The organism is Luteococcus sediminum (genome assembly GCF_054783495.1).
Map to the genome: position 1 here is coordinate 91,315 of NZ_BAAGQL010000001.1, position 20,803 is coordinate 112,117.

18 protein-coding genes are annotated in these 20,803 nt (G+C 67.6%); 12 read left to right on the plus strand and 6 right to left on the minus strand.

What is annotated here, in order from left to right:
- Positions 1–21 precede the first annotated feature (21 nt).
- The 8 genes from ACYVKA_RS00410 (at position 22) to ACYVKA_RS00445 (ending at position 11,721) form a co-directional block, all read left to right on the plus strand.
- Positions 22–1,485, plus strand: coding sequence for an amidohydrolase (locus ACYVKA_RS00410; RefSeq protein WP_460702061.1), 1,464 nt, complete (start codon positions 22–24; stop codon positions 1,483–1,485).
- 152 nt (positions 1,486–1,637) lie between these two features.
- Positions 1,638–3,251 carry a trigger factor gene (gene tig / locus ACYVKA_RS00415; RefSeq protein WP_460702063.1) on the plus strand — a complete coding sequence of 538 codons (1,614 nt, stop codon included), beginning with the start codon at positions 1,638–1,640 and terminating at the stop codon, positions 3,249–3,251.
- 127 nt (positions 3,252–3,378) lie between these two features.
- Positions 3,379–4,668, plus strand: a complete 1,290-nt coding sequence (locus ACYVKA_RS00420) for an AI-2E family transporter (protein WP_460702065.1) — start codon at positions 3,379–3,381, stop codon at positions 4,666–4,668.
- A gap of 106 nt (positions 4,669–4,774) precedes the next feature.
- Positions 4,775–5,371: an ATP-dependent Clp protease proteolytic subunit gene (locus ACYVKA_RS00425; RefSeq protein ID WP_394276398.1), complete on the plus strand. Its 597-nt coding sequence runs from the start codon at positions 4,775–4,777 to the stop codon at positions 5,369–5,371.
- An 8-nt stretch (positions 5,372–5,379) separates the two neighbouring features.
- Entirely contained in the window at positions 5,380–6,057 is a 678-nt protein-coding gene (locus ACYVKA_RS00430; protein ID WP_394276392.1) for an ATP-dependent Clp protease proteolytic subunit, read from the plus strand.
- 93 nt (positions 6,058–6,150) lie between these two features.
- Complete coding sequence (clpX, locus tag ACYVKA_RS00435) at positions 6,151–7,446, plus strand: ATP-dependent Clp protease ATP-binding subunit ClpX (RefSeq protein WP_394276393.1); 1,296 nt, start codon at positions 6,151–6,153, stop codon at positions 7,444–7,446.
- Between the two features lie 100 nt (positions 7,447–7,546).
- Entirely contained in the window at positions 7,547–8,467 is a 921-nt protein-coding gene (locus ACYVKA_RS00440; RefSeq protein WP_460702067.1) for an NAD(P)-dependent oxidoreductase, read from the plus strand.
- A gap of 71 nt (positions 8,468–8,538) precedes the next feature.
- Positions 8,539–11,721 carry an efflux RND transporter permease subunit gene (locus ACYVKA_RS00445; protein WP_460702069.1) on the plus strand — a complete coding sequence of 1,061 codons (3,183 nt, stop codon included), beginning with the start codon at positions 8,539–8,541 and terminating at the stop codon, positions 11,719–11,721.
- A 118-nt stretch (positions 11,722–11,839) separates the two neighbouring features.
- Here ACYVKA_RS00445 and ACYVKA_RS00450 read toward each other — a convergent pair whose 3' ends face one another.
- Together ACYVKA_RS00450 and ACYVKA_RS00455 are read right to left on the minus strand one after the other, a co-directional pair.
- Positions 11,840–12,277: a GtrA family protein gene (locus tag ACYVKA_RS00450; protein ID WP_460702072.1), complete on the minus strand. Its 438-nt coding sequence runs from the start codon at positions 12,275–12,277 to the stop codon at positions 11,840–11,842.
- 126 nt (positions 12,278–12,403) lie between these two features.
- Entirely contained in the window at positions 12,404–13,261 is an 858-nt protein-coding gene (locus ACYVKA_RS00455) for a DUF2382 domain-containing protein (RefSeq protein WP_460702074.1), read from the minus strand.
- A 331-nt stretch (positions 13,262–13,592) separates the two neighbouring features.
- On the opposite strand from ACYVKA_RS00455, the gene ACYVKA_RS00460 reads away from it, so the two are divergent.
- Positions 13,593–14,162: a hypothetical protein gene (locus tag ACYVKA_RS00460; RefSeq protein ID WP_460702076.1), complete on the plus strand. Its 570-nt coding sequence runs from the start codon at positions 13,593–13,595 to the stop codon at positions 14,160–14,162.
- A gap of 33 nt (positions 14,163–14,195) precedes the next feature.
- Here the strand turns inward: ACYVKA_RS00460 and ACYVKA_RS00465 are convergent, their stop codons facing one another.
- Together ACYVKA_RS00465 and ACYVKA_RS00470 are read right to left on the minus strand one after the other, a co-directional pair.
- Positions 14,196–14,504: a hypothetical protein gene (locus tag ACYVKA_RS00465; RefSeq protein ID WP_394275559.1), complete on the minus strand. Its 309-nt coding sequence runs from the start codon at positions 14,502–14,504 to the stop codon at positions 14,196–14,198.
- Positions 14,504–15,106, minus strand: coding sequence for a sigma-70 family RNA polymerase sigma factor (locus ACYVKA_RS00470; protein ID WP_460702078.1), 603 nt, complete (start codon positions 15,104–15,106; stop codon positions 14,504–14,506). Before ACYVKA_RS00470 ends, ACYVKA_RS00465 begins: the two co-directional genes overlap by 1 nt.
- 47 nt (positions 15,107–15,153) lie before the next feature.
- On the opposite strand from ACYVKA_RS00470, the gene ACYVKA_RS00475 reads away from it, so the two are divergent.
- Complete coding sequence (locus ACYVKA_RS00475) at positions 15,154–15,453, plus strand: zf-HC2 domain-containing protein (protein ID WP_394275557.1); 300 nt, start codon at positions 15,154–15,156, stop codon at positions 15,451–15,453.
- A 34-nt stretch (positions 15,454–15,487) separates the two neighbouring features.
- On the opposite strand, the gene ACYVKA_RS00480 is transcribed toward ACYVKA_RS00475, so the two are convergent.
- Together ACYVKA_RS00480 and valS are read right to left on the minus strand one after the other, a co-directional pair.
- Entirely contained in the window at positions 15,488–16,285 is a 798-nt protein-coding gene (locus ACYVKA_RS00480; RefSeq protein WP_460702080.1) for an HAD-IIB family hydrolase, read from the minus strand.
- 31 nt (positions 16,286–16,316) lie between these two features.
- The gene (gene valS, locus ACYVKA_RS00485; protein WP_460702082.1) at positions 16,317–18,977 is read right to left on the minus strand and encodes a valine--tRNA ligase; all 2,661 of its coding nucleotides are present in this window, start codon (positions 18,975–18,977) and stop codon (positions 16,317–16,319) included.
- A gap of 170 nt (positions 18,978–19,147) precedes the next feature.
- On the opposite strand from valS, the gene ACYVKA_RS00490 reads away from it, so the two are divergent.
- The gene (locus tag ACYVKA_RS00490; RefSeq protein ID WP_460702084.1) at positions 19,148–19,993 is read left to right on the plus strand and encodes a DUF929 family protein; all 846 of its coding nucleotides are present in this window, start codon (positions 19,148–19,150) and stop codon (positions 19,991–19,993) included.
- Entirely contained in the window at positions 19,990–20,457 is a 468-nt protein-coding gene (locus ACYVKA_RS00495; RefSeq protein WP_460702085.1) for a vitamin K epoxide reductase family protein, read from the plus strand. Before ACYVKA_RS00490 ends, ACYVKA_RS00495 begins: the two co-directional genes overlap by 4 nt.
- Positions 20,458–20,803 lie beyond the last annotated feature (346 nt).

The window sequence follows — 20,803 nt, forward strand, 5'->3', positions numbered from 1 at the left end:
CCACCCGAGGAGGATGTACGCATGACCTTCACTGATGACTGGATCGACCAGAACGTTGCCGCGATCACCGGGCTGAGCGACGCCGTCTGGGACCTGTCGGAGATGAGTTTCGAGGAGGACCGTTCCAGCCGGATGGTGGCCGACTTCCTCGCCGGACACGGATTCGAGGTGGAGTTCGGGGTGGGGGGAATCACCACCGCCTTCCATGCCTCGTGGTGCGCGGGGCAGGGCCCGTCGGTCGGTCTGCTCGGCGAGTACGACGCCCTGGCCGGGGTGAGCCAGGAGGCTGGCCTCGACCATCCGCAACCTCGCCCAGGAACGGACGCCGGGCACGGCTGCGGCCACAACCTGCTGGGCGCAGCCTCCGCGGCCGCGGCGGTGGCCACCACGCAACACCTGGAGGGCGAGGGACTGCCGGGCAGTGTCCACTTCTTCGGCTGCCCTGCCGAGGAGAACGGCTCGGCCAAGGCATTCATGGCCCGCGAGGGTGTCTTCGACGGTGTCGATGCCTTCCTCACCTGGCACACCTTCTCGATGACTGCACCGTGGACCAGCTCGTCCCTGGCCAACATCCAGGCGATCTTCCGCTTCCACGGCAAGGCAGCCCATGCCGCACAGTCGCCGCATCTGGGGCGAAGTGCCTTGGACGCGGTGGAGTTGATGAACGTCGGTGCCAACTACCTTCGCGAGCACATCGTGCCCGAGTCGAGGCTCCACTACGCAGTCACCAATTCCGGTGGCCGCTCACCCAATGTGGTGCCGGCCCTCGCCGAGGTGCTCTACCTGGTGCGCGCCCCCCGGATGGAGGTTGTCGAGGACATCTATGCGCGCCTGCAGGACGTGGCCCGCGGCGCGGCCCTGATGACCGGCACCACCGTCGACATCGTCTTCGACAAGGCATGTTCCAGCTATCTGCCCAACATGGTCCTCACCGAGGTGGTGGCAGAGGAGCTCCTCGCCGTGGGGCCACCGCGGTGGGACTACGAGGACCGCGACCTGGCGCAACGCATCAAGGCTGGCTTCGGTCCGGCGCAGCTGGCGGGCCATGCCGAGCAGGCCGAGTCCTTCATGGGGCCCGACGACGACGGTCTGGTGCAGCGCGACCTCGCGAATCCGCTGTCCGAGGTGGTCCTTCCCTTCCGCGGCGCGGGTACTGTCGCGGCCGGGTCCACCGACGTGGGTGACGTGTCCAGGGTGGCGCCCACGGCCCAGTTCGCGATGGCAGGCCTCCCCATCGGGGCGGCCCTGCACTCCTGGCAGGCCGTCTCTGTGGGACGAACCGGGATCGGCCACAAGTCCGAGGTGGTGGCCGCGAAGGTCCTGGCCCGCACCGCGACCCGGTTGATGACGGATGACCAGCTGCGGGCGCGGGCCACCGCCGAGCATGCACGAAGCATGAACGGGCAGGCCTACCGTTGCCCGGTCCCCCCCGAGGTGAGCCCCTATGGCGAGCAGGGGAGCCCGTCCCGCAACGGTGCCGCCTGACGGGCTGCCGCCCTCGACCGGGGCGCAGCGACTGCTGCACCCGGCCAGTCGTTGGCCGTGGCGCCCACGGGTCGCTAGCATGGATCGGGTCTGCGTGCGAGCGCCCATGCATTGCGCGCGTCCAACCAATCTGACGACGATCAGGAGAACCTGTGCCCAGCACTGTTGAGCAGCTCAGCCCGTCCCGGGTGAAGCTCACGATTGACATGCCCTTCGAGGAACTGAAGCCGAGCCTGGACAAGGCCTACAAGGAGATCGCCCAGCAGGTGCAGATCCCCGGCTTCCGCAAGGGCAAAGTTCCCGCGGCCATCATCGACCAGCGCTACGGGCGCGGCATGGTGCTGCAGGAGGCCATCAACGACGCACTTCCCAACGCCTACGGCCAGGCCGTCGTCGAGCACAAGCTGACCCCGCTGGGCCAGCCCGAGATCGACGTCACCAACCTCGAGGACGGCAAGAACGTCCAGTTCACCGCCGAGGTCGACGTGCGTCCCGAGTTCGACCTGCCCGACTTCTCGACCATTCAGGTCGAGGTCGACGACACCGAGGTCAAGGACTCCGACCTCGAGGAGCGCATCGACATGCTGCGCCAGCGCTTCGCCACGAACAACGACGTGGAGCGCGCCGCCAAGGATGGCGACGTCGTGACCGTCGACCTGGAGGGCTCGCAGAACGGCGAGGTCCTCGAGGACGCCACCGCCGAGGGGATCCAGTACAAGCTGGGCTCGGGCGGCATGCTCGAGGGCATGGACGAGGCCATCATCGGGCTCAAGGCCGGCGAGAGCAAGACCTTCACCTCGAAGCTGCTGGGCGGCGCCCATCGCGACGAGGACGCCGACATCAAGGTCACCGTCACCAAGGTGCAGGAGCAGGAGCTGCCCGAGATCGACGACGAGTTCGCCCAGATGGTCAGCCAGTTCGACACCGCCGAGGAGATGCGTGCCGACCTGATGGAGTCCATCGTGCGCATGGCCCGCCTCGAGCAGGCTTCCGATGCCCGCGACAAGGTCCTCGAGGCCGTCATCGCCAAGACCGACTTCGAGCTTCCGCAGTCCCTGGTCGAGGCCGAGGTGAACGCCCGCAAGCAGCAGGTCACCCAGCAGCTGGCCGCCGCCGGCCTGAGCGTCGAGCAGTACCTCAAGGACGCCGAGGACGAGACCGCCGAGACCGAGGACGAGTTCTGGGCCGAGATCGAGAAGCGTTCCATGGACGCCCTGCGTGCCCAGATCGTGCTCGACAAGATGGCCGACGACAACGAGTACGAGGTGGGTCAGGAAGAGCTGACCCAGATGATCTTCTCCAAGGCGCAGCAGAACGGCACCTCGCCCGAGCAGGAGATCCAGCACATGCAGGAGCACAACCACCTGCCCGAGTGGATGCAGGAGGTGCGTCGCTCCAAGGCCCTGGCCGAGATGGTGAGCGGTGCCTCCATCTCCGACGCCAGCGGCCGAACCATCGACCTGTCCAAGCTCGGCCCGGACGGTTCGCTGGCCGAGTCCGATGAGGACGAGGACGAGGCTGCCGAGAAGGCTCCGGCCAAGAAGACGGCTGCCAAGAAGGCCCCGGCCAAGAAGACGGCTGCCAAGAAGGCCCCGGCCGAGAAGACCGCCGCCGAGAAGACCGAGTCGGACGACAAGGACGAGGCTGCCGAGAAGGCTCCGGCCAAGAAGACGGCTGCCAAGAAGGCCCCGGCCAAGAAGACCGCCGCCAAGAAGGCCCCGGCCAAGAAGACCGCGGCTGCCGAGCCCAAGGCCGACGAGGCCTGAGTTCTGCCCGTAGTCGGGTCGGCCTGACCAGGCCACGGCCCGTGCAGTCCTAGACTGGGCGTCGCACCATCGGTGCGGCGCCCAGTCGGCATTCGTGCCCCGACAGGCACATTCCATCCCTCCAGTCATGCAGGAGTCAGCAGTGCTCGAGAACCTTCGCCGGCGGCTGTCCGTCGGACCCTTCCGGGCCAGGATGCAGTGGCCGGCCGAGAAGGCGGACGTCGGCATCCTGCACGGCCCCGAGACCCCCCAGCAGGCGGCGGCACGTGTCACCGACCGGCGCGCCGCGCAGCGCCGGATCGTGGTGCGGGAGGTCCCCGAGCCCCAGGCTCCCGGGGCCGTGGTCGAGTCCCTCGAGCCGGAGGGCCGTGGCGGCGCGATGCCGCGGTTGGTGTTGGTGCTGCTGTGCCTGGCGGCCGCCCTGGTCTCGCTGCGAGAACTGCGGGAGATTTCCAGCCTGGTGGCGCCGGTCTTCTTCGCCCTCAACCTGATGATCACGGCCTATCCGCTGCAGCGCGTGCTGGTGCGCTGGGGTGCGCCCAGCTGGCTGGGCGCGGTGGTGGCGGGGATCACCGTGCTGGTGGTGCTGGGCCTGATGGTGCTCGGCCTGAGCTATGGCGTCGCCGCGATGCTGGGTGAGCTGCCCCGGTACACCGCCCAGTTCACCGCCCTCTACAACCAGTCTCTGGACCTGCTCAAGGGCCTCGGCTTCGAGCAGACGGTGCTGGTGAATGCCCTCAAGGGGATCGACCCCAACAGTGTCGTCACGGTGGTCACCGGGGTCCTGAGCAATGTCTCGGGCGTGGCCTCGCTGGCCGTGGTGATCATCACCACCCTGATCTTCATGGTGATGGACTCCATCCAGATCGACGAGCGCCTCGACGCTGCCCGCCGCAGCCATCCCGCCTTCGTCGACGGGCTGCAGAGCTTCGCGCAGGGCATCCGCAAGTACTGGCTGGTCAGCACCGTCTTCGGCCTGGTGGTGGCGGCAGTCGACTACGTCATCCTGATCGGGCTGGGCGTCCCGCTGGCCCTGGTCTGGGCCATGTTCAGCTTCCTGACCAACTACATCCCCAACATCGGCTTTGTCATCGGCCTGGTGCCGCCTGCGCTGCTGGCGCTGGTCGACGGCGGCTGGCAGCCCGCGGTGATCGTGGTGGTGGCCTACTGCGTGGTGAACTTCGTCATCCAGTCCATCATCCAGCCACGCGTGGCCGGCGATGCCGTCGGCCTGACCCCGACGATGTCCTTTGCCTCACTGCTGCTGTGGGGCTGGGTCTTCGGTGGCCTGGGCGCCCTGATCGCCCTGCCGCTGAGCCTGCTGTGCAAGGCCCTGCTGGTCGACGTGGACCCGGCCTCGCGCTGGGCCAACACGCTGATCTCCTCCCGGGTCAGCGATGGGGAGCCTGTCGGCTGAGGGCGTAGCGCCGCTGGGGCGCCAAAGCCCGGTCCGGCGTTGTTTTGTCACCGCCACCGGGTAGGTTTCAGGGGTGAACGATTTTCAGACTGACCCCGGCCCCCGCATGGCGGGTGGCGTCGGCAGCGGCTTCGGGATGACCGACAACGTCTACCAGTCCCTGCTGGCCAATCGCATCGTCTTCCTCGGTGACGAGGTCAAGGACGAGAATGCCAATGCCATCTGCGCGCAGCTGCTGCTGCTCAATGCGGAGGATCCCCACAAGGACATCTACCTCTACATCAACTCCCCGGGTGGTTCGGTGACCGCCGGCATGGCGATCTTCGACACCATGCAGTGGATCAGCAATGACGTGGCCACCGTGGCCATGGGCCTGGCTGCCTCGATGGGCCAGTTCCTGCTGAGCGCCGGAACCCACGGCAAGCGCTATGCGCTGCCGCACAGCCGCATCATGATGCACCAGCCCTCGGGCGGCATCGGTGGCACGGCCTCCGACATCCGCATCCAGGCGGAGCAGTCGCTGCACATCAAGAAGCAGATGGCCGAGCTCATCGCACAGCACACCGGGCAGCCGCTGGCCCAGATCGAGGCCGACTCCGACCGTGACCGCTGGTTCACCGCGGCCCAGGCCCTGGAGTACGGCTTCATCGACCACGTCTACGAGCGCGCTTCGCAGATCTCCAGCGACGCCCCGAACCAGTGAGGACGGCAATGTTCAACAACATCCCGATGCCGGCCCAGATGCAGAACCCGGCCATGCCGGGTGGCATGGCCCCGACCGGTCCGTCGATGGACTACTACATCCCGCAGTGGGAGGAGCGCACCTCCTACGGGATGCGTCGCGTCGACCCCTACACCAAGCTCTTCGAGGAGCGCATCATTTTCCTCGGGACCCCGATCGGTGATGAGGTCGCCAATGCGGTGATGGCCCAGCTGCTGTGCCTGCAGCAGATGGACTCCGAGCGTCCGATCAGCATGTACATCAACTCGCCCGGCGGCTCCTTCACGGCGCTGACGGCGATCTACGACACCATGCGCTACATCAAGCCCGACGTGCAGACCGTCTGCCTCGGCCAGGCCGCCTCGGCCGCGGCCGTGCTGCTGGCCGCCGGTACCAAGGGCCGTCGCATGGCGCTTCCCAACTCGCGGATCCTGATCCACCAGCCCGCGACCGAGGGCACCTACGGCCAGAGCTCCGACCTGGAGATCCAGGCCAATGAGATCCTGCGCATCCGCAGCCTGATGGAGAACATGCTGGCCAATGACACCGGCCAGAGCGTGGAGCAGGTCAGCAAGGACATCGAGCGCGACAAGTTCCTGACCGCCGAGGAGGCAGTCGAGTACGGAATCGTCGACGACATCCTCACCTCGCTGAAGGATCTCGCCTGAAATCCTGCTGCACAAGGGGCCGTGGCGGCCAGTCGCTGGAAGCCACGGCCCCTTGGCGGGCTAGGGTCGGTGACGACGTGGAAAGGACGTGGCATGGCGCGCATCGGTGAATCAGGGGACCTGTTCACCTGTTCCTTTTGTGGCAAGAGCCAGAAGCAGGTGAAGAAGCTCATCGCGGGTTCCGGGGTGTACATCTGCGACGAGTGCATCGACCTGTGCAACGAGATCATCGAGGAAGAGTTCAGCCAGGGCTCCGACGTGGGACTGCTGGACGAGCTTCCCAAGCCCACCGAGATCCGCGACTTCCTCGACTCCTACGTGATCGGCCAGTCCACCGCGAAGAAGACCCTCGCCGTGGCCGTCTACAACCACTACAAGCGCGTCCAGGCCACCGCCAGTGCCGGCCCGAGCCGTCGCTCGCCCGAGGACGAGAGCGTCGACCTGGGCAAGTCCAACATCCTTCTGGTGGGTCCCACCGGGTGTGGTAAGACCTACCTGGCCCAGACGATGGCCCGTATGCTCAACGTGCCCTTCGCCATGGCGGATGCCACGGCGTTGACCGAGGCCGGCTATGTGGGTGAGGACGTCGAGAACATCCTGCTCAAGCTCATCCAGGCCGCCGACTACGACGTCAAGAAGGCCGAGACGGGCATCATCTACATCGACGAGATCGACAAGGTGGCGCGCAAGAGCGAGAACCCGTCGATCACCCGCGACGTGTCCGGTGAGGGGGTGCAGCAGGCGCTGCTGAAGATTCTGGAGGGCACGGTCGCCTCCGTCCCGCCGCAGGGTGGGCGCAAGCATCCGCAGCAGGAGTTCATCCAGATCGACACCACGAATGTGCTGTTCATCGTCGGGGGTGCCTTCGCTGGCCTGGAGGACATCATCAACGACCGGGTCGGCAAGCGCCCGCTGGGCTTCAACACCAGCCCTGACTCCCGTACCGAGGTGGGCGATCCCTTTGCGCAGGTCTCTCCCGAGGACCTGCACAAGTTCGGCCTCATCCCTGAGTTCATCGGTCGCCTGCCGTTGGTTGCCACCGTCTCGCCGCTCGACCAGGACTCGCTGGTGCGCATCCTCACCGAGCCGCGCAATGCGCTGGTCAAGCAGTACCGCAAGATGTTCGAGCTGGACGGCGTCACCCTGGAGTTCACCGACGACGCCGTCGAGGCGGTCGCCGGCAAGGCCCTGGAGCGCGGGACGGGCGCCCGTGGCCTGCGCTCGATCCTGGAGGAGACGCTGCTCGACGTCATGTTCGAGGTTCCCAGTCAGGACAGCGTCAGCAAGGTCGTGGTGACCGGCGCCTGCGTGCGCGGCGAGGCAGCACCCACCCTGGTGGCCAACAACAGTTCGCGTCGCGGCAAGCATCGGGCCGAACTGAGCGCCTGAGCACCGCGCGGGCGGGTCAGGCCGGGACTTCCGGCCTGCAGGGGATGCACGGCCCGGGCATGGTCTGGCTCTTGGCGCAGTGGCAAGCCACAATGGGGGCATGACCACCTCAGTGCTCGTGACCGTGCCCACCCAGGAGCTGCTGGAGCGACTGCGCCCCGAGCTCCCCGATGACGTCCGTCTGGAGGTCTGGCCCATGGAGGGGCCCTCGGGGCTGGGACGAATCGACCTGGCGGTCATGCCCTACATGGCCAAGCCCCAGGTGCTCGACATCCTGGCCGGCGAGGAGGTGAGCTCCGTGCAGGCCCAGTCGCTCGGCTATGACGACTTCGACAAGCACCTGCCCGAGGGCGTGGTGCTGGCCAATGCGGTGGGCGTGCACGAGGACGCCACCGCCGAGCTGACCCTGGGCCTGGTGCTGGCCGCCGAGCGCGGGCTGGACACCTACCTGCGCGAGCAGCACGAGGGGGAGTGGACCCAGCGCTTCCACCCCGGCCTGATCGGCCGCACCGTCCTGCTGGTGGGGGTCGGCGGTGTCGGCAAGGCCATCCACCGTCGTCTGGATGCCTTCGGCGCCACCGTCGTGCGGGCCGCCTCCCGCGAGCGCACCGATGAGCAGGGCACCGTCCACGGCCCCGAGTCCTTGCCCGAACTGGTCTCCCAGGCAGATGTCGTGATCCTGGGGATGCCTCTGACCGACAAGACGCGCGGCATGTTCGAGGCCGGCCTGATGGCCCGGATGAAGCAGGGGGCGCTGCTGGTCAACATTGGCCGCGGCCCGCTGGTCGACACCGATGCCCTGGTCGAGGCAACGCGTAGCGGCCACATCCGCGCGGCGCTCGACGTGATGGATCCCGAGCCGCTGCCGGCCGACCACCCGCTGCGCCAGATCGACGGCGTGCTGATCACCCCGCATGTCGGGGGCCGTTCCTCGAGCATGGACGACCGCATCGTCGAGCTGGTGGCCGGGCAGGTGCAACGCCTGGTCAAGGGCGAGGAGATCGACCACCGCGTGCTGTGACGGGGGTGGCCACTCCTGCGGGGTAGTCTCGGCACGCACAGTCCTTGATCCCCCCCTGCAGGAGCACCCCGATGCACACCTTGGCGAAGCTCAGCCTGGGCAACCGCGCCCTGATCGCCCTCATCACGATCTTCGCCGTCTTCTTCGGGGGCCTCACCGCTACCGGACTGAAGCAGGAGCTCATCCCGTCGCTGCAAATCCCCAGCGCCTTCGTGATGACGAGCTACCCGGGCGCGAGCCCGCAGGTGGTGGAGGAGAAGGTCACCGCGCCGATCGAGCAGGCGGTGCTGGGCCTTCAGGGGCTGGAGGGCTACACCTCCACCTCGTCGACGGGCACCTCGACCGTCACGGTGAACGTGGAGTACGGCTCCGACATGGACCAGGTGCAGCAGCAGCTGCAGGCCGCGGTCAGCCGCATCAAGTCGGTGCTGCCCGAGGAAGCCGACTCGCAGGTCTTCACCGGCTCCACCGAGGACATGCCGGTGCAGGTGATCTCGGTCAGCGACGAGGGCACTCCGGAAGCCTTGGCGCAGCGCCTGCAGGCCATCGGCATCCCGGAGCTGGAGAAGATCCCGGGCGTGCGCCAGGTGAGCATGTCGGGCGCCCGCGAGCAGCAGGTCCAGGTGGTGCCCGACGAGAAGAAGCTCGCCGCCGCGGGCCTGACCACCGCCCAGGTGCAGCAGGTGCTCACCCAGTCCGGCGGCCTGGTCTCGGGTGGGCAGCTGGCCTCGGGGCGTCAGGAGCTGGCCGTCACCGTCGGCAAGCGCTTCGGCTCGGTCGACGACGTCAAGGAACTGGCTCTGGTGGGCACCGCGCCCGCCGTTGCGCCCGGCGCCGCCCCGGCCACCCAGCCGAGCCCGGCGCCCCGGCCGGTGACGCTCGGCCAGGTCGCGACCGTCACCCAGGTGCACGCGCCCGCCACCTCGGTCTCGCGTACCAACGGCAAGCAGGGCCTGTCGCTGTCGATCACCAAGACCCCCGACCGCTCCACCGTCGAGGTCTCCCGGGCGATCAGTGACGCACTGCCCGGCATCGCTGCGGCGATGGGTGACCGGCCCACTTTCACCACCGTCTTCGACCAGGCACCCTTCATCACCCAGTCGATCCACGACATGCTGGTCGAGGGCGGCCTCGGGCTGCTGATGGCGGTCGTAGTGATCCTGGTCTTCCTCAAGAGCCTGCGCTCCACCCTGGTGACCGCGGTCTCGATCCCGGTCTCGGTGCTGCTGACGCTGATCGGCCTGCGCATGGCGGGCTTCAGCCTCAACATCCTCACCCTGGGGGCGCTGACCATTGCCATTGGACGGGTGGTGGACGACTCGATCGTGGTGGTGGAGAACGTCAAGCGCCACCTGTCCTATGGCGAGGGCAAGTACGAGGCGATCATGAATGGCGTGCGCGAGGTGGCCACCGCCATCACCGCCGCGACGATCACCACGGTCGCGGTCTTCATCCCGATCGGCCTGGTCAGCGGCCAGACCGGCGAGCTCTTCCGGCCCTTCGCCTTCACCATGACCATCGCGCTGCTCGCCTCCCTGTTGGTGGCACTGACGATCGTGCCGGTGCTGTGCTACTGGTTCCTCAAGCCCATCGACGGTCCCGCCGACGCTGTCGCGGTGGAGGCCGAGGCACACGAGGCCGAGCGCAAGGGCTGGCTGCAGCGCGCCTACCTGCCGGCCCTCGACTGGGCCCTGGCCCACCGCTGGCTCTCGGTGCTGCTCTCGTTGCTGCTCCTGGGCGCCTCGGTCGCGCTGGGCAGCACGCTCAAGACCGACTTCCTGGGCAGCTCCGGCATGAACACCCTGAACATCACCCAGAAGTACCCGCCGGCGCTGTCCCTGGCCGAACAGGACGCCCGCGCCGCCAAGGTGGAGAAGGCCGTGCTGGGCCTCGACGGGGTCGAGACCGTGCAGGCGACTCTGGGCGGTTCCGGCATCGAGGCCATGTTCGGTGGAGGCGGACAGGGCCAGGCCACCCTGTCGGTCACCACCGATGCGGACGCCGACCAGACCGAGCTGGCCGAGCGGGTGCGCGAGGCCGTCAAGCCCTTCGAGGATGACGGTCCGGTGACGGTCAGTGCCGGCCAGGGGATGGGCAGCGGTGACGTGGAGGTGGTGGTCACCGCCGCCGACCAGAAGGCCTTGCAGCAGGCCAATGACGCGCTGCTCAAAGCCTTGGTGACGGTGCCTGAGAGCAGCAATGTCAGCTCCAGTCTGGCCGCCGACCAGCCGCAGGTGCAGGTGGATGTCGACCAGACCAAGGCCGCGGCGGCGGGACTGAGCGAGCAGGCCATCGGCCAGCTGGTGCGCTCACGCCTGAGCCCCACCACGCTGGGCCAGGTGGAAACCGGCGACGGCCGCACCATCGACCTTGTGGTGACCAGCAAGGACAAGCCGGTGGGCCTGGACGAGCTGCGCGCCATGCCCGTGGGTGCGGGTCCGTCCGGTGCCGTGACGCTGGGGCAGGTCGCCACGGTCCGTCAGGACTCGGTGGCCACCGAGGTGGACCACACCGACGGGCAGCGCTCGGTCACCATCACCCTGACGCCGACCGGTGACAACCTGGGCGCCACCACGGCGCAGGTCGGCAAGAAGCTCGACGAGACCACCCTGCCGGCGGGGGCCAGCGCGGAGCTCGGCGGTGTCGCCACCGAGCAGGGCGAGGCCTTCGCCCAGCTCGGGCTGGCACTGCTGGCGGCTGTCGCCATCGTCTACGTCGTGATGGTGGCCACCTTCAAGAGCCTCGTGCAGCCGCTGATCCTGACCATCTCCATCCCCTTCGCGGCGGTCGGCGCGATCATCGCCTTGCTGCTCACCGACACGCCCCTGGGCGTCCCGTCGATGATCGGGTTGTTGATGCTGGTGGGTGTGGTGGTGACCAATGCGATCGTGCTGATCGACCTGGTCAACCACTACCGCCGTGAGGGAATGGACGTGCACACCGGACTGGTCGAGGGTGCCCGCCAGCGTCTGCGGCCGATCATGATGACGGCCGTGGCGACGATCTTCGCGCTGATTCCGATGTCCCTGGGACTGTCCGGTGGCGGCGTGTTCATCTCCAAGCCGCTGGCGATCGTCGTGATCGGTGGCCTGCTCAGCTCCACACTGCTCACCCTGCTTCTGGTGCCGGTGCTCTACTCGCTCGTCGAGGGCCGCTTGGAGAAGCGTCGCGGTGGCTTCCCGACGGCCTCCAATGCTCCGGAGCGTGCAGCGCTGGTCGAGGAGGAGCCGGCCCGTCCCCGTCGCTCTCGATGAGGCTGCCTGGCAGCCCTCAGCCGTCGTGGGCGTGGCGTGGCGTGCGTCGGAAGACTACCCAGCGCATCATGCAGTACATGAAGACGGCCTCGGCGGTGGCTGCCAGCAGGCGGGCCAGCTAGAAGTGCACGCCCACGTGGTGCAGCAGCGACGACAGTCCAACGACGAGGAGTGCGTAGTTCACCACGACGGTGACGACATAACGCGCCAGCTCACCACCGACGGGGGAGTTGGACTCGAAGTTGAGGGTCCGGTTGAGCGCATAGGCCAGGGCCAGGGCGACGATGTAGCCAGCGCTGACGGCGACCGGATAGGGCAGGCTCGCCACCCGGAAGCCGAACCACAGCAGTGCCATGTCGGTGGAGAAGGTCAACAGGTTGATCAGGCAGTAACCGACCAGGGTGACGGGCAGGTGGTGGCGGATGGCCTGTGGGAACAGGCTCCACAGGCCGTCGCGGAATCGGTCGAAGCGCCGTCTCCATGGTGACGGGGAATCCACCGAAGGCTCGCAGCCGGTGGCGGTCATGGTGCTCGTCGTCGCGGGCGGCGGGATCACGATCCCGATCCTACCGATCTGGCATCGATCGGTGCGGGGTCCAAGAGACGCGGGAAGGCCCCGAGCCGTCAGGCTCGGGGCCTTCCCCTGCTGTGATGACCTGGGTCATCGGCGTGACGGGCTTGTTCAGCCGATCTTGCCGTCGTTGTCACGATCCAGCTTGTCCTTCACCTTGTCGGCGACGGAGCGGTCATCGCGGACCTCGTTGACATCACGGTCAACCTCAATCTGCTCCTTGGCCACATTGGCGGTGACGGTCTCGTTCTCGACGACGGTCTCCTTGCCGACGCTCACCTTCTCGACACCGACAGTCTCCTTGGAGACGACGGGGCGCTCCTCGTGCAGCACGACCTCGGTCTCGCCCTCCTCGAGGCGGCCACCGCGGACGACCTCACCGTCGGCGATCGGGGTGCGCTCGACGCGCAGCTCCTCGCGCTCCACGGGCACCTGGACGCTCTGCTGCTCGTTCACGACGTGCTTGCGGATGTGCACGCGGCCGGTCTCGACCTCTTCCTTGCCAACGTTGAGGCGCTCCTCGTGGCGAATGATGTCGCCCTCGAGGTTGGCGTCGCGGTCGGTGTCGACACGGTCGGTGGCCACGCGGTCGGTGGCGACGCGGTCGGTGGCCACGGCGTCGCGACCCTCGTAGGCGCCCAGGTCCTGCTTGATGCTGTAGTAGCGGTACAGCTCGGCCTCTTCGGCCTCGGTGATGTGGCCCTCGGGATCAATGCTCGGGGCGCCCTTGATCTGGTCCTTGGTGTAGGGCACGTGGATCTCTCCGTTGGAGACGTTCTCGCCCTGCAGCGGAACGAAGGTCTCCTTCATGCCGAACAGACCGGTGCGGACGGTGACCCACTCGGGGCGACCGGTGGCGTCATCCAGGTAGACCTGGCCGACATCGCCGACCTTGTTGCCCTCGGAGTCGATGACGGTTCCGTAGTAGCGGTCGTAGTCGAAGTTGTTGTTCGCGGTGTTGTCAGTCATGGTTCGTTCCTGTTCCGGCCCTGTGGGCCTTTCGTGCGAGAAAGGCCTGCGGCCATTTCTTCGAATCACTTCGGACATCTATGAAGCTAGCCGGGCAGATTTCGCCGTGACAAGTGATTTCGCCCAGAGAGTGTTTCCGTGCGCCCACGGCGAAATCGCCTGCACAATCACCACCCCTTGGGGTGGTTCTCCGGGCATCGTCCCGTCCCGGCAGGCCTGGGTCAGGTGGCCGCACTGCGATGGGAAAGCATGGTGCGGAGCGGCCCGGGGGAGTGAGTAGACTTCCTCCGGCCCTCGTGGAGGGCTCGTTGCCGTGTGATGAGGGGATCAGATGCCAGTACGTGACAGTGGGGACTTCGTCGACCAGGTGAGCGCCGTCAAGGCGTGGGCCCAGGCGGCGCATGAAGTGTTGATGGAAGCAGCATCGGCACACAAGACTGTCGAGTACGGCCAGCTGGCACGACTGGTCCAGCAGCGATCAGGAATCCAGACCAAGCAGCCCACCTCCAAGTGGATCGGACCACTGCTGGGCATGGTCGCCCGCAAGTGCGCCGCGGAGGCCCTGCCCCTGCTGACCGCCGTGGCGGTGCGCCGTGACGGCAATGTCGGACCCGCCTATGACGAGATCCTTCGCTTCGCGAGGGTGGACGTGGACGCCGAGCACCGCGAGGAGCACGCCCTCGAGCAGCGACGTGCCTGCTTTGCCCGCTGGGGTGGGACCCGGACCGCCCCCACCGCCGCACCGGCCGCCACCAGCGGTCGCGCCACGGTCGTCGGGAAGGTGCCGCCGGCCAAGGCGACGCGTACCGTCAAGAAGAAGCCCGAGCCGTTGCAGGGAAATGTCTGCCCCACCTGCTTCATGCAGATGTCGCTGACCGGCGAGTGCGCCAACTGCGACTGAGGCCCTGACCGGCGGGTTGGCTGCCGGCAGGGTTCAGCCTGCCGGCAGCCAGCGGCCACCCTGTCGGCGAAGCACCCAGCGGCGCCCGGTGACCGCCACCTGTTCCACCGCCTCGGTGGCAGCCTCGGCGGCCATCACGGCCAGCTCGGTCTCCTCGGCGTCGGAGCTGTCGGGCACGGTGAAGCGCACCCTGATCCGTGGCGTCTGGGCCACGACGTCGATCTGGCGGTCGTCGACGTGGAAGTTCTCGCTGATGGCGCTCACGGCGCCGTCCATGACGGCCTCGGGCCGGTTCCCCGGACGAAGGCCCAGCACCTCGAGCTCCACCCGGAAGGACGGCATCAGCCGGCCCTTTCCACGTCCCGCAGCACCAGCGCGCCGTCACTGCCCGCGGGGGCAAGGGCCGCCACGAGGTCGGCGCGGGCGCGGGAGACGCGCGAACGGATGGTTCCGATCCGAACCCCGCACACGTCGGCGGCCTGCTGGTAGTCGTAGCCGAGCACCTGGGTGAGGACGAAGGCCTCGCGGCGTCCCGGCTCCAGCCCCGCCAGCACCTGGTCGAGCTCCACCTTCAGGCTGGAATCCCCAACACTGCGGCCGTGCTCGGTGATCCACGACGGCTCCCGCGGGGTCTGCGGACGGGCCACCTCACGCCGCACCTGGTCGGCCACCACCCGCCGCGCGATCGTCAGCAGCCAGGTGCGCGCGCTGGAGCGTCCCTCGAAGCCGGGCAGCGCATCCATGGCACGCACGTAGGTGTCCTGGGCCAGGTCCTCGACCGAGGCGTCCCCGGCCAGGTGGCGCAGGAAGCGGGTCACGTCCGGCTGGGTCAGCCGGACGAATTCGCCCAGTGCGGGCCTGTCCCCGGCCGCGGCATCCAGGGCCAGACCGGTGACGCGGGTATCGAGGGCCTCGTCGCGCGCCGGTCTGACTGCCTTCACCATGGCCCGGATGCTACCGGGCATCGGCTCGGGTGCGTTAGTCTGCGCGCATGGAGACCTGCCGCGAGCCACAGCGATGGCGCGAGTCGCTGTCTGCCATGCTCGACGGAGAGGATCCCGCCATCGCAAGGGTGGAGGTGGACTCCCACCTGCTGGCCTGCACGAGCTGCTCGGCCTGGTACGAGACGGCACGCGCGCATCGTCAGGTCTTGGCGGGCGAGCCCGTGCGCGACATCTCTGCGCTGCTGATCGGCGTCGCCGAGGCGCACATCTGTCCCTGCCACACCGGCGGCGAGTGCCTTTGCACCGACTGCATCTGCGAGGACTGCACCTGCCAGCAGGCGGGTTGAGCGACGACTCCCTGTGGGTACGGGCCCGGGGGACTCAGAGACCAAGCAGCTCCTCCATGACCACCATCACGCCCGACTCAGCCCCGCTGGGTGCACGCCGGTCCGCGGCCTCGACCGCCACCTTCTGGGCCTCGGCCATGGCATAGCTGGTGCCGGCGGCCCGCAGCATCTCCACGTCATTGCCGGAGTCGCCGAAGGCCACCATGTCCTCGAAACGGCGGTCCCATCGCCTCATCAGGTAACCGAGCCCGTCGGCCTTGTGGCGGCGCGGGTCGATCAGGTCGATGCCCCGGTGCCCGGTGGTGACCGGCACGACGGCGCCGTCGAGAGCCTGGCTGAGCTCGGCGGCCAGCCGCTCGGCCTGGCCATCATGGGTGACCAGCGCAAACTTGCTCACCGGCCCGTCGATCTCCCGCAGGCTCTCCACACGCGCCAGGTTCACATAGGCGGTGTCCATGATGTCGTGCATCAGCTGCGGCGCCGCCAGCTGGATCCAGCCGCCCTCGGGTCCGCTGGCGACGGTGAACATCTCGGGGTGCTGGTCGAGCAGCTCCACCGCCCGGCGCACCACGTCGTCATCCAGCACGGCGGCGTGCACCGGCTCGTTGTCACGGTCGATGACCATCGAGCCGTTGTCGCCCACGAAGGCAAGCCGGTCGGGCTCGTCGAACATGGTGCGCATGCTCAGGTGCTGGCGGCCGCTGGCGATCACCACCCGGATGTCGCGCTGTTCACAGGCCTCGAGCATCCGCGCGAAGCGGGCACGGTCGTAGTCGCGTTCCGGGGTGAACAGGGTGCCGTCCAGGTCGATCGCGATGCTGGTGATGGTCACTGGACGGCTCCCTGGTGTTCTCGTGTCCGGATCAGTTCTTCGGCTGCTTGGTGGCGGGTTCGCCGAGCTCGACGGCCACCGTGGTGGGTCCGTCCTGCTTCACCCACAGCACCTCGCCGGTGATGCGTCCGACGGCCCGCAGGTCACCCTCGGCGGCCTGCAGGGCCTCCACCACGGCGGCGGTGCCGCTGAACTGGGCACGCTCGATCTCGGTCTTCATGCTCACCTTGGCCGCACTCTTCGCCCCGCGCAGGGCGATCAGCACGGTGGCAAGCTCATCGAGCAGCGCCGCGTCGCCGCCGGTGGGCAGCTCCTCGGCCGTCGGCCAGGTGGCGTGATGCACCGAACCGGAGGCGAACCAGCTCCAGGCCTCCTCGGTGACGAAGGGCAGGAAGGGCGCGAACAGGCGCAACATCACGTCGAGTGCCAGGCGTAGAGCGGCCTGTGCGCTGGCGGCGGCCTCGTCGCCCTGGGCGCCGTAGGCGCGCTCCTTGACCGTCTCCAGGTAGTCGTCACAGAAGGCCCAGAAGAAGGTCTCGGTCGCCTCCAGCGCCCCGGTGTAGTCGAACTTCTCGAAGCTCTGGGTGGCCTGTCCAACCACACCGGACAGGCTGGCCAACATCGCCAGGTCGAGGGGATGGGTGACTTCGCCCTTGCCGTCACCGCTCATGCCGAGGACGAACTTGGAGGCGTTGAGCACCTTCATCGCCAGGCGACGGCCCACCTTCATCTGGGTCTCGTCGAAGGGGGAGTCCATGCCGGGGCGTGCCATCGCGGCGCGCCAGCGGACGGCGTCGGCGCCGAACTTGTCCAGGATCTCGGTCGGGACCACCACATTGCCCTTGGACTTGCTCATCTTCTTGCGGTCGGGGTCGACGACGAAGCCCGAGATGGTGGCGCGCTTCCACGGCACCGTGCCGAACTCGTGGTGGGCGCGCACCACGCGGCTGAACAACCAGGTGCGGATGATGTCGTGGGCCTGCGGGGCGATGTCCATCGGGAAGGTGAGGTGGAACAGCTCCTCGTCACGCTCCCAGCCGGTCACCAGCTCGGGGCTCAGCGAGCTCGTCGCCCAGGTGTCCATCACGTCGGGGTCGGCGACGAATCCATGGGGCTGGTTGCGCTGCTCGTCCGAGTAGCCCTCGGGCACGTCGCTGGAGGGGTCGACGGGCAGGCTCGCGGCGTCGGCGACGATCGGGTTCTCGTAGTCGGGCTCGCCGTCGGCGTCGGTGGGGTACCAAACGGGGAAGGGCACGCCGAAGAAGCGCTGGCGGCTGATCAGCCAGTCGCCGTTGAGGCCCGCGACCCAGTTGGTGTAACGGTGCTTCATGTGTTCCGGGACGAAGGCGATCTCGTCGGCGCGTGCCAGCAGGTCGGCCTTGAGCTGCTCGTCGCGGCCGCCGTTGGCGATGTACCACTGGCGGGTGGAGACGATCTCCAGCGGCTTGTCGCCCTTCTCGTAGAAGTTCGCCATGCGCTGGGTGGGCTTGGGCTCGCCGTCCATGTCGCCGGTCTCGGCGAGCTTCTCCACAATGTTCTTGCGCGCGGTGAAGGTGGTCTTGGTGGCCATCTGCTCGGCGTAGAAGTCGCCGTTGACCAGCCACTCGGGGGTCTCGGCCTGCAGGCGGCCGTCGCGGGTGATGATGGTGCGGGTGGGTAGCTGCAGCTCGCGCCACCAGATGATGTCGGTCTGGTCGCCGAAGGTGCAGCACATCGCGATGCCCGCGCCCTTGTCCTTCTCGGCGGCGGAGTGGGCCAGCACCGGGATCTCGACGCCGAAGACCGGCGAGGTGACGGTGGTGCCGAACAGGTGCTGGTATCGCTCGTCGTCGGGGTGCGCGATGAGGGCGCACACCGAGGGCAGCAGCTCGGGACGGGTGGTCTCGATCCACACCTTGTTGTCGGCGAAGAGCTCGGCATCGCCCTGGGTGCCCTCGGGCAGGGCGAAGCCGATGCGGTGGTAGGCGCCGGGGTAGTCGCGGGCCTCCAGCTCTGCCTGTGCGACGGCGGTCTGGAAGGTGACGTCCCACATGGTGGGGGCCTCGCTCATGTAGGCCTCGCCGCGCTCGTGGTTCCTGAGGAAGGCCAGCTGGGCGATGCGCTGCGTCTCGGGAGAGATCGTCGAGTACAGGGTGTCCCAGTCCACCGACAGCCCCACGCTGCGCCACAGGTCCTCGAAGACCTTCTCGTCCACCTGGGTCAGCTCGTGGCACAGCTCGACGAAGTTGCGTCGGCTGATCGGCACCTGCTTCTTCGGGTCCGGCTTGGCCGGCGGCGTGAAGTCGGGGTCGTAGGCCACTGACGGGTCGCAGCGCACGCCGTAGTAGTTCTGCACGCGGCGCTCGGTGGGCAGGCCGTTGTCGTCCCAGCCCAGCGGGTAGAAGACGTGCTTGCCGGTCATGCGCTGGTAGCGGGCGATGAGGTCGGTGTGGGTGTAGCTGAACACGTGCCCCACGTGCAGCGATCCGGAAACGGTCGGCGGGGGGGTGTCGATGCTGAAGACCTGGGCGCGGCCCCCTGACCTGCTTGCAGGGTCGGTCAGGTCGATCTTCGGCCGGGTGAAGGCGTAGGTCTTGTCCTCGGCCCACTTCTTGGCCCACTTGGCCTCGAGGCCCTCCAGCACCGGCTTGTCCGGTACCTGGCCCGTGACTGGCGTGGTGGCGGACGTGGTGCTGGTGGTCTCGTTGGTCATGGTCGCGATTCTAGTGACAGTAGACAGGTGCGGCGAAAACTTGTCGGGGTCGCTTGTCGTGGGGCCAGACGCACTGGGCGCCCAGACTGCCGGGCACTTGCACTACGGGGATCGACGCGGGCCCGCTGCTAGGGTGGCCGGAAAGTCCATTCCCCCTTCAAGGAGTATCCATGGCAAACACATCGCGGCGCCAGCAGCTGCGCGAGCAGCAGGCGCTCGAGGCGAAGAAGGCGCGGCAGCGTCGGTTGTTGACGATCATTGCCAGCGTCCTGTGCTTGGTCGTCGTGCTGGTGGCCGTCTTCTGGGGGATTGGCAAGAACAAGCGTGCACAGGACGCGAAGGTCCAGAGCAATGACGGGGTGCTGACCGCCGCGCTGCAGAAGATTCCGGCCAAGGACTTCGACACCGTGGGTGTTGGTACCGCCTCGCACGGCCCCGAGGCGATCCCCGGCGGCAAGCCCCAGATGGTGGATGGCAAGCCGCGCATCTTCTACATTGGCGGTGAGTTCTGCCCCTATTGCGCCATGGACCGCCTCTCGCTCGTGGCGGCGCTGTCGCGTTTCGGCAGCTTCAACGGCCTCGCCGACACGCTGTCGAGCCCCAACGAGGGTGCCGTCTCGAACATTCCCACCGTCACCTTCAAGGACGTCAAGTTCACCAGTGACTCGCTGGTCTTCGACGGTGTGGAGACCGCCGACCGCATGGGCAACAAGCTGCAGGACATCCCCGCCGCCGACGAGGAGATCTTCAACAAGCTCGCCCCCAATGGTGGAATTCCCTTCATCCACTTCGGTTCGGCCTACACCAACTCGGCCCCCTTTGACGGACGCTTCCTCGCCGGCAAGTCCGCCGAAGAGGTTGCCTCCGCGCTGAGCGACCCGAACAGCGAGACCGCGAGGGCCGTGATCGGCGGAGCCAACGTGATGACCGCCCAGATCTGCAAGGAGACGGGTGGCCAACCTGCGGACGTGTGCCAGGCCGAGGGTGTCGTCGCGGCCGCAAAGGCATTCAAGTGAGCCACTCCGTCGTGACCGTGGAGGGGCAGCCCGCGCCGCGGTGGGCGCGCCTCGCCACCGCCGTGTTGGTCGTGGTCGGCACGTTGATCGCCACCTACATGACCTATGAGCACTTCACCGGCAACGAGTCCCTGATGTGCAGCGCCACTGGCGTCATCGACTGTGCGTCGGTCACGACGAGCACCTATTCCATGTTCCTCGGGGTGCCCGTCGCACTGGCCGGGCTGCTCTGGTTCGTGGCCACGGTGGCCGTGGCGTGGTGGGGCCACACTCGCGCGGCCGCGCCGCTTCGTCGCAAGGTCCTGCTTGCCTGGTATGGCGTCGGGTTGCTCTTCGTGCTCTACCTGGTGTGGGTCGAGCTGGTTCCGCTGGGCAAGATCTGTTCCTGGTGCACCGTGGTCCACATCATCACCCTGGCGCTCTTCCTGGTCGCGCTGGCCGACTACGTCCTGGAGAGCGACTGACCCAGCAGGAAGCCGCCAGTCCCATCGACTAGGCCTGCTTCTCGATCACGAGGGGCAGGTCGAGTCCTTTGTCATCCATCCCTAGGAGGAGCGTGGCCGCCCACTGGCATGAGTCCAGTGGCGCCGCGTTGCTCGATGCCAACGAGCTCATGCGCCGTCCGGCCAGCAAGTCCCCCAGAGCATGGTTGCCATCATCCAGTCGCTCGGCATCATCGCAGCCCAGGCCTCCGTTGAGTTGCGTGAATCAGGTGATGGCAGCCATCCAGGCGATGTGGCCTGACGTACATCCAAACAGTTTCACGATCTATAAGCGGATCAGCGGACTATCGATTACAGTGGTGAGTGA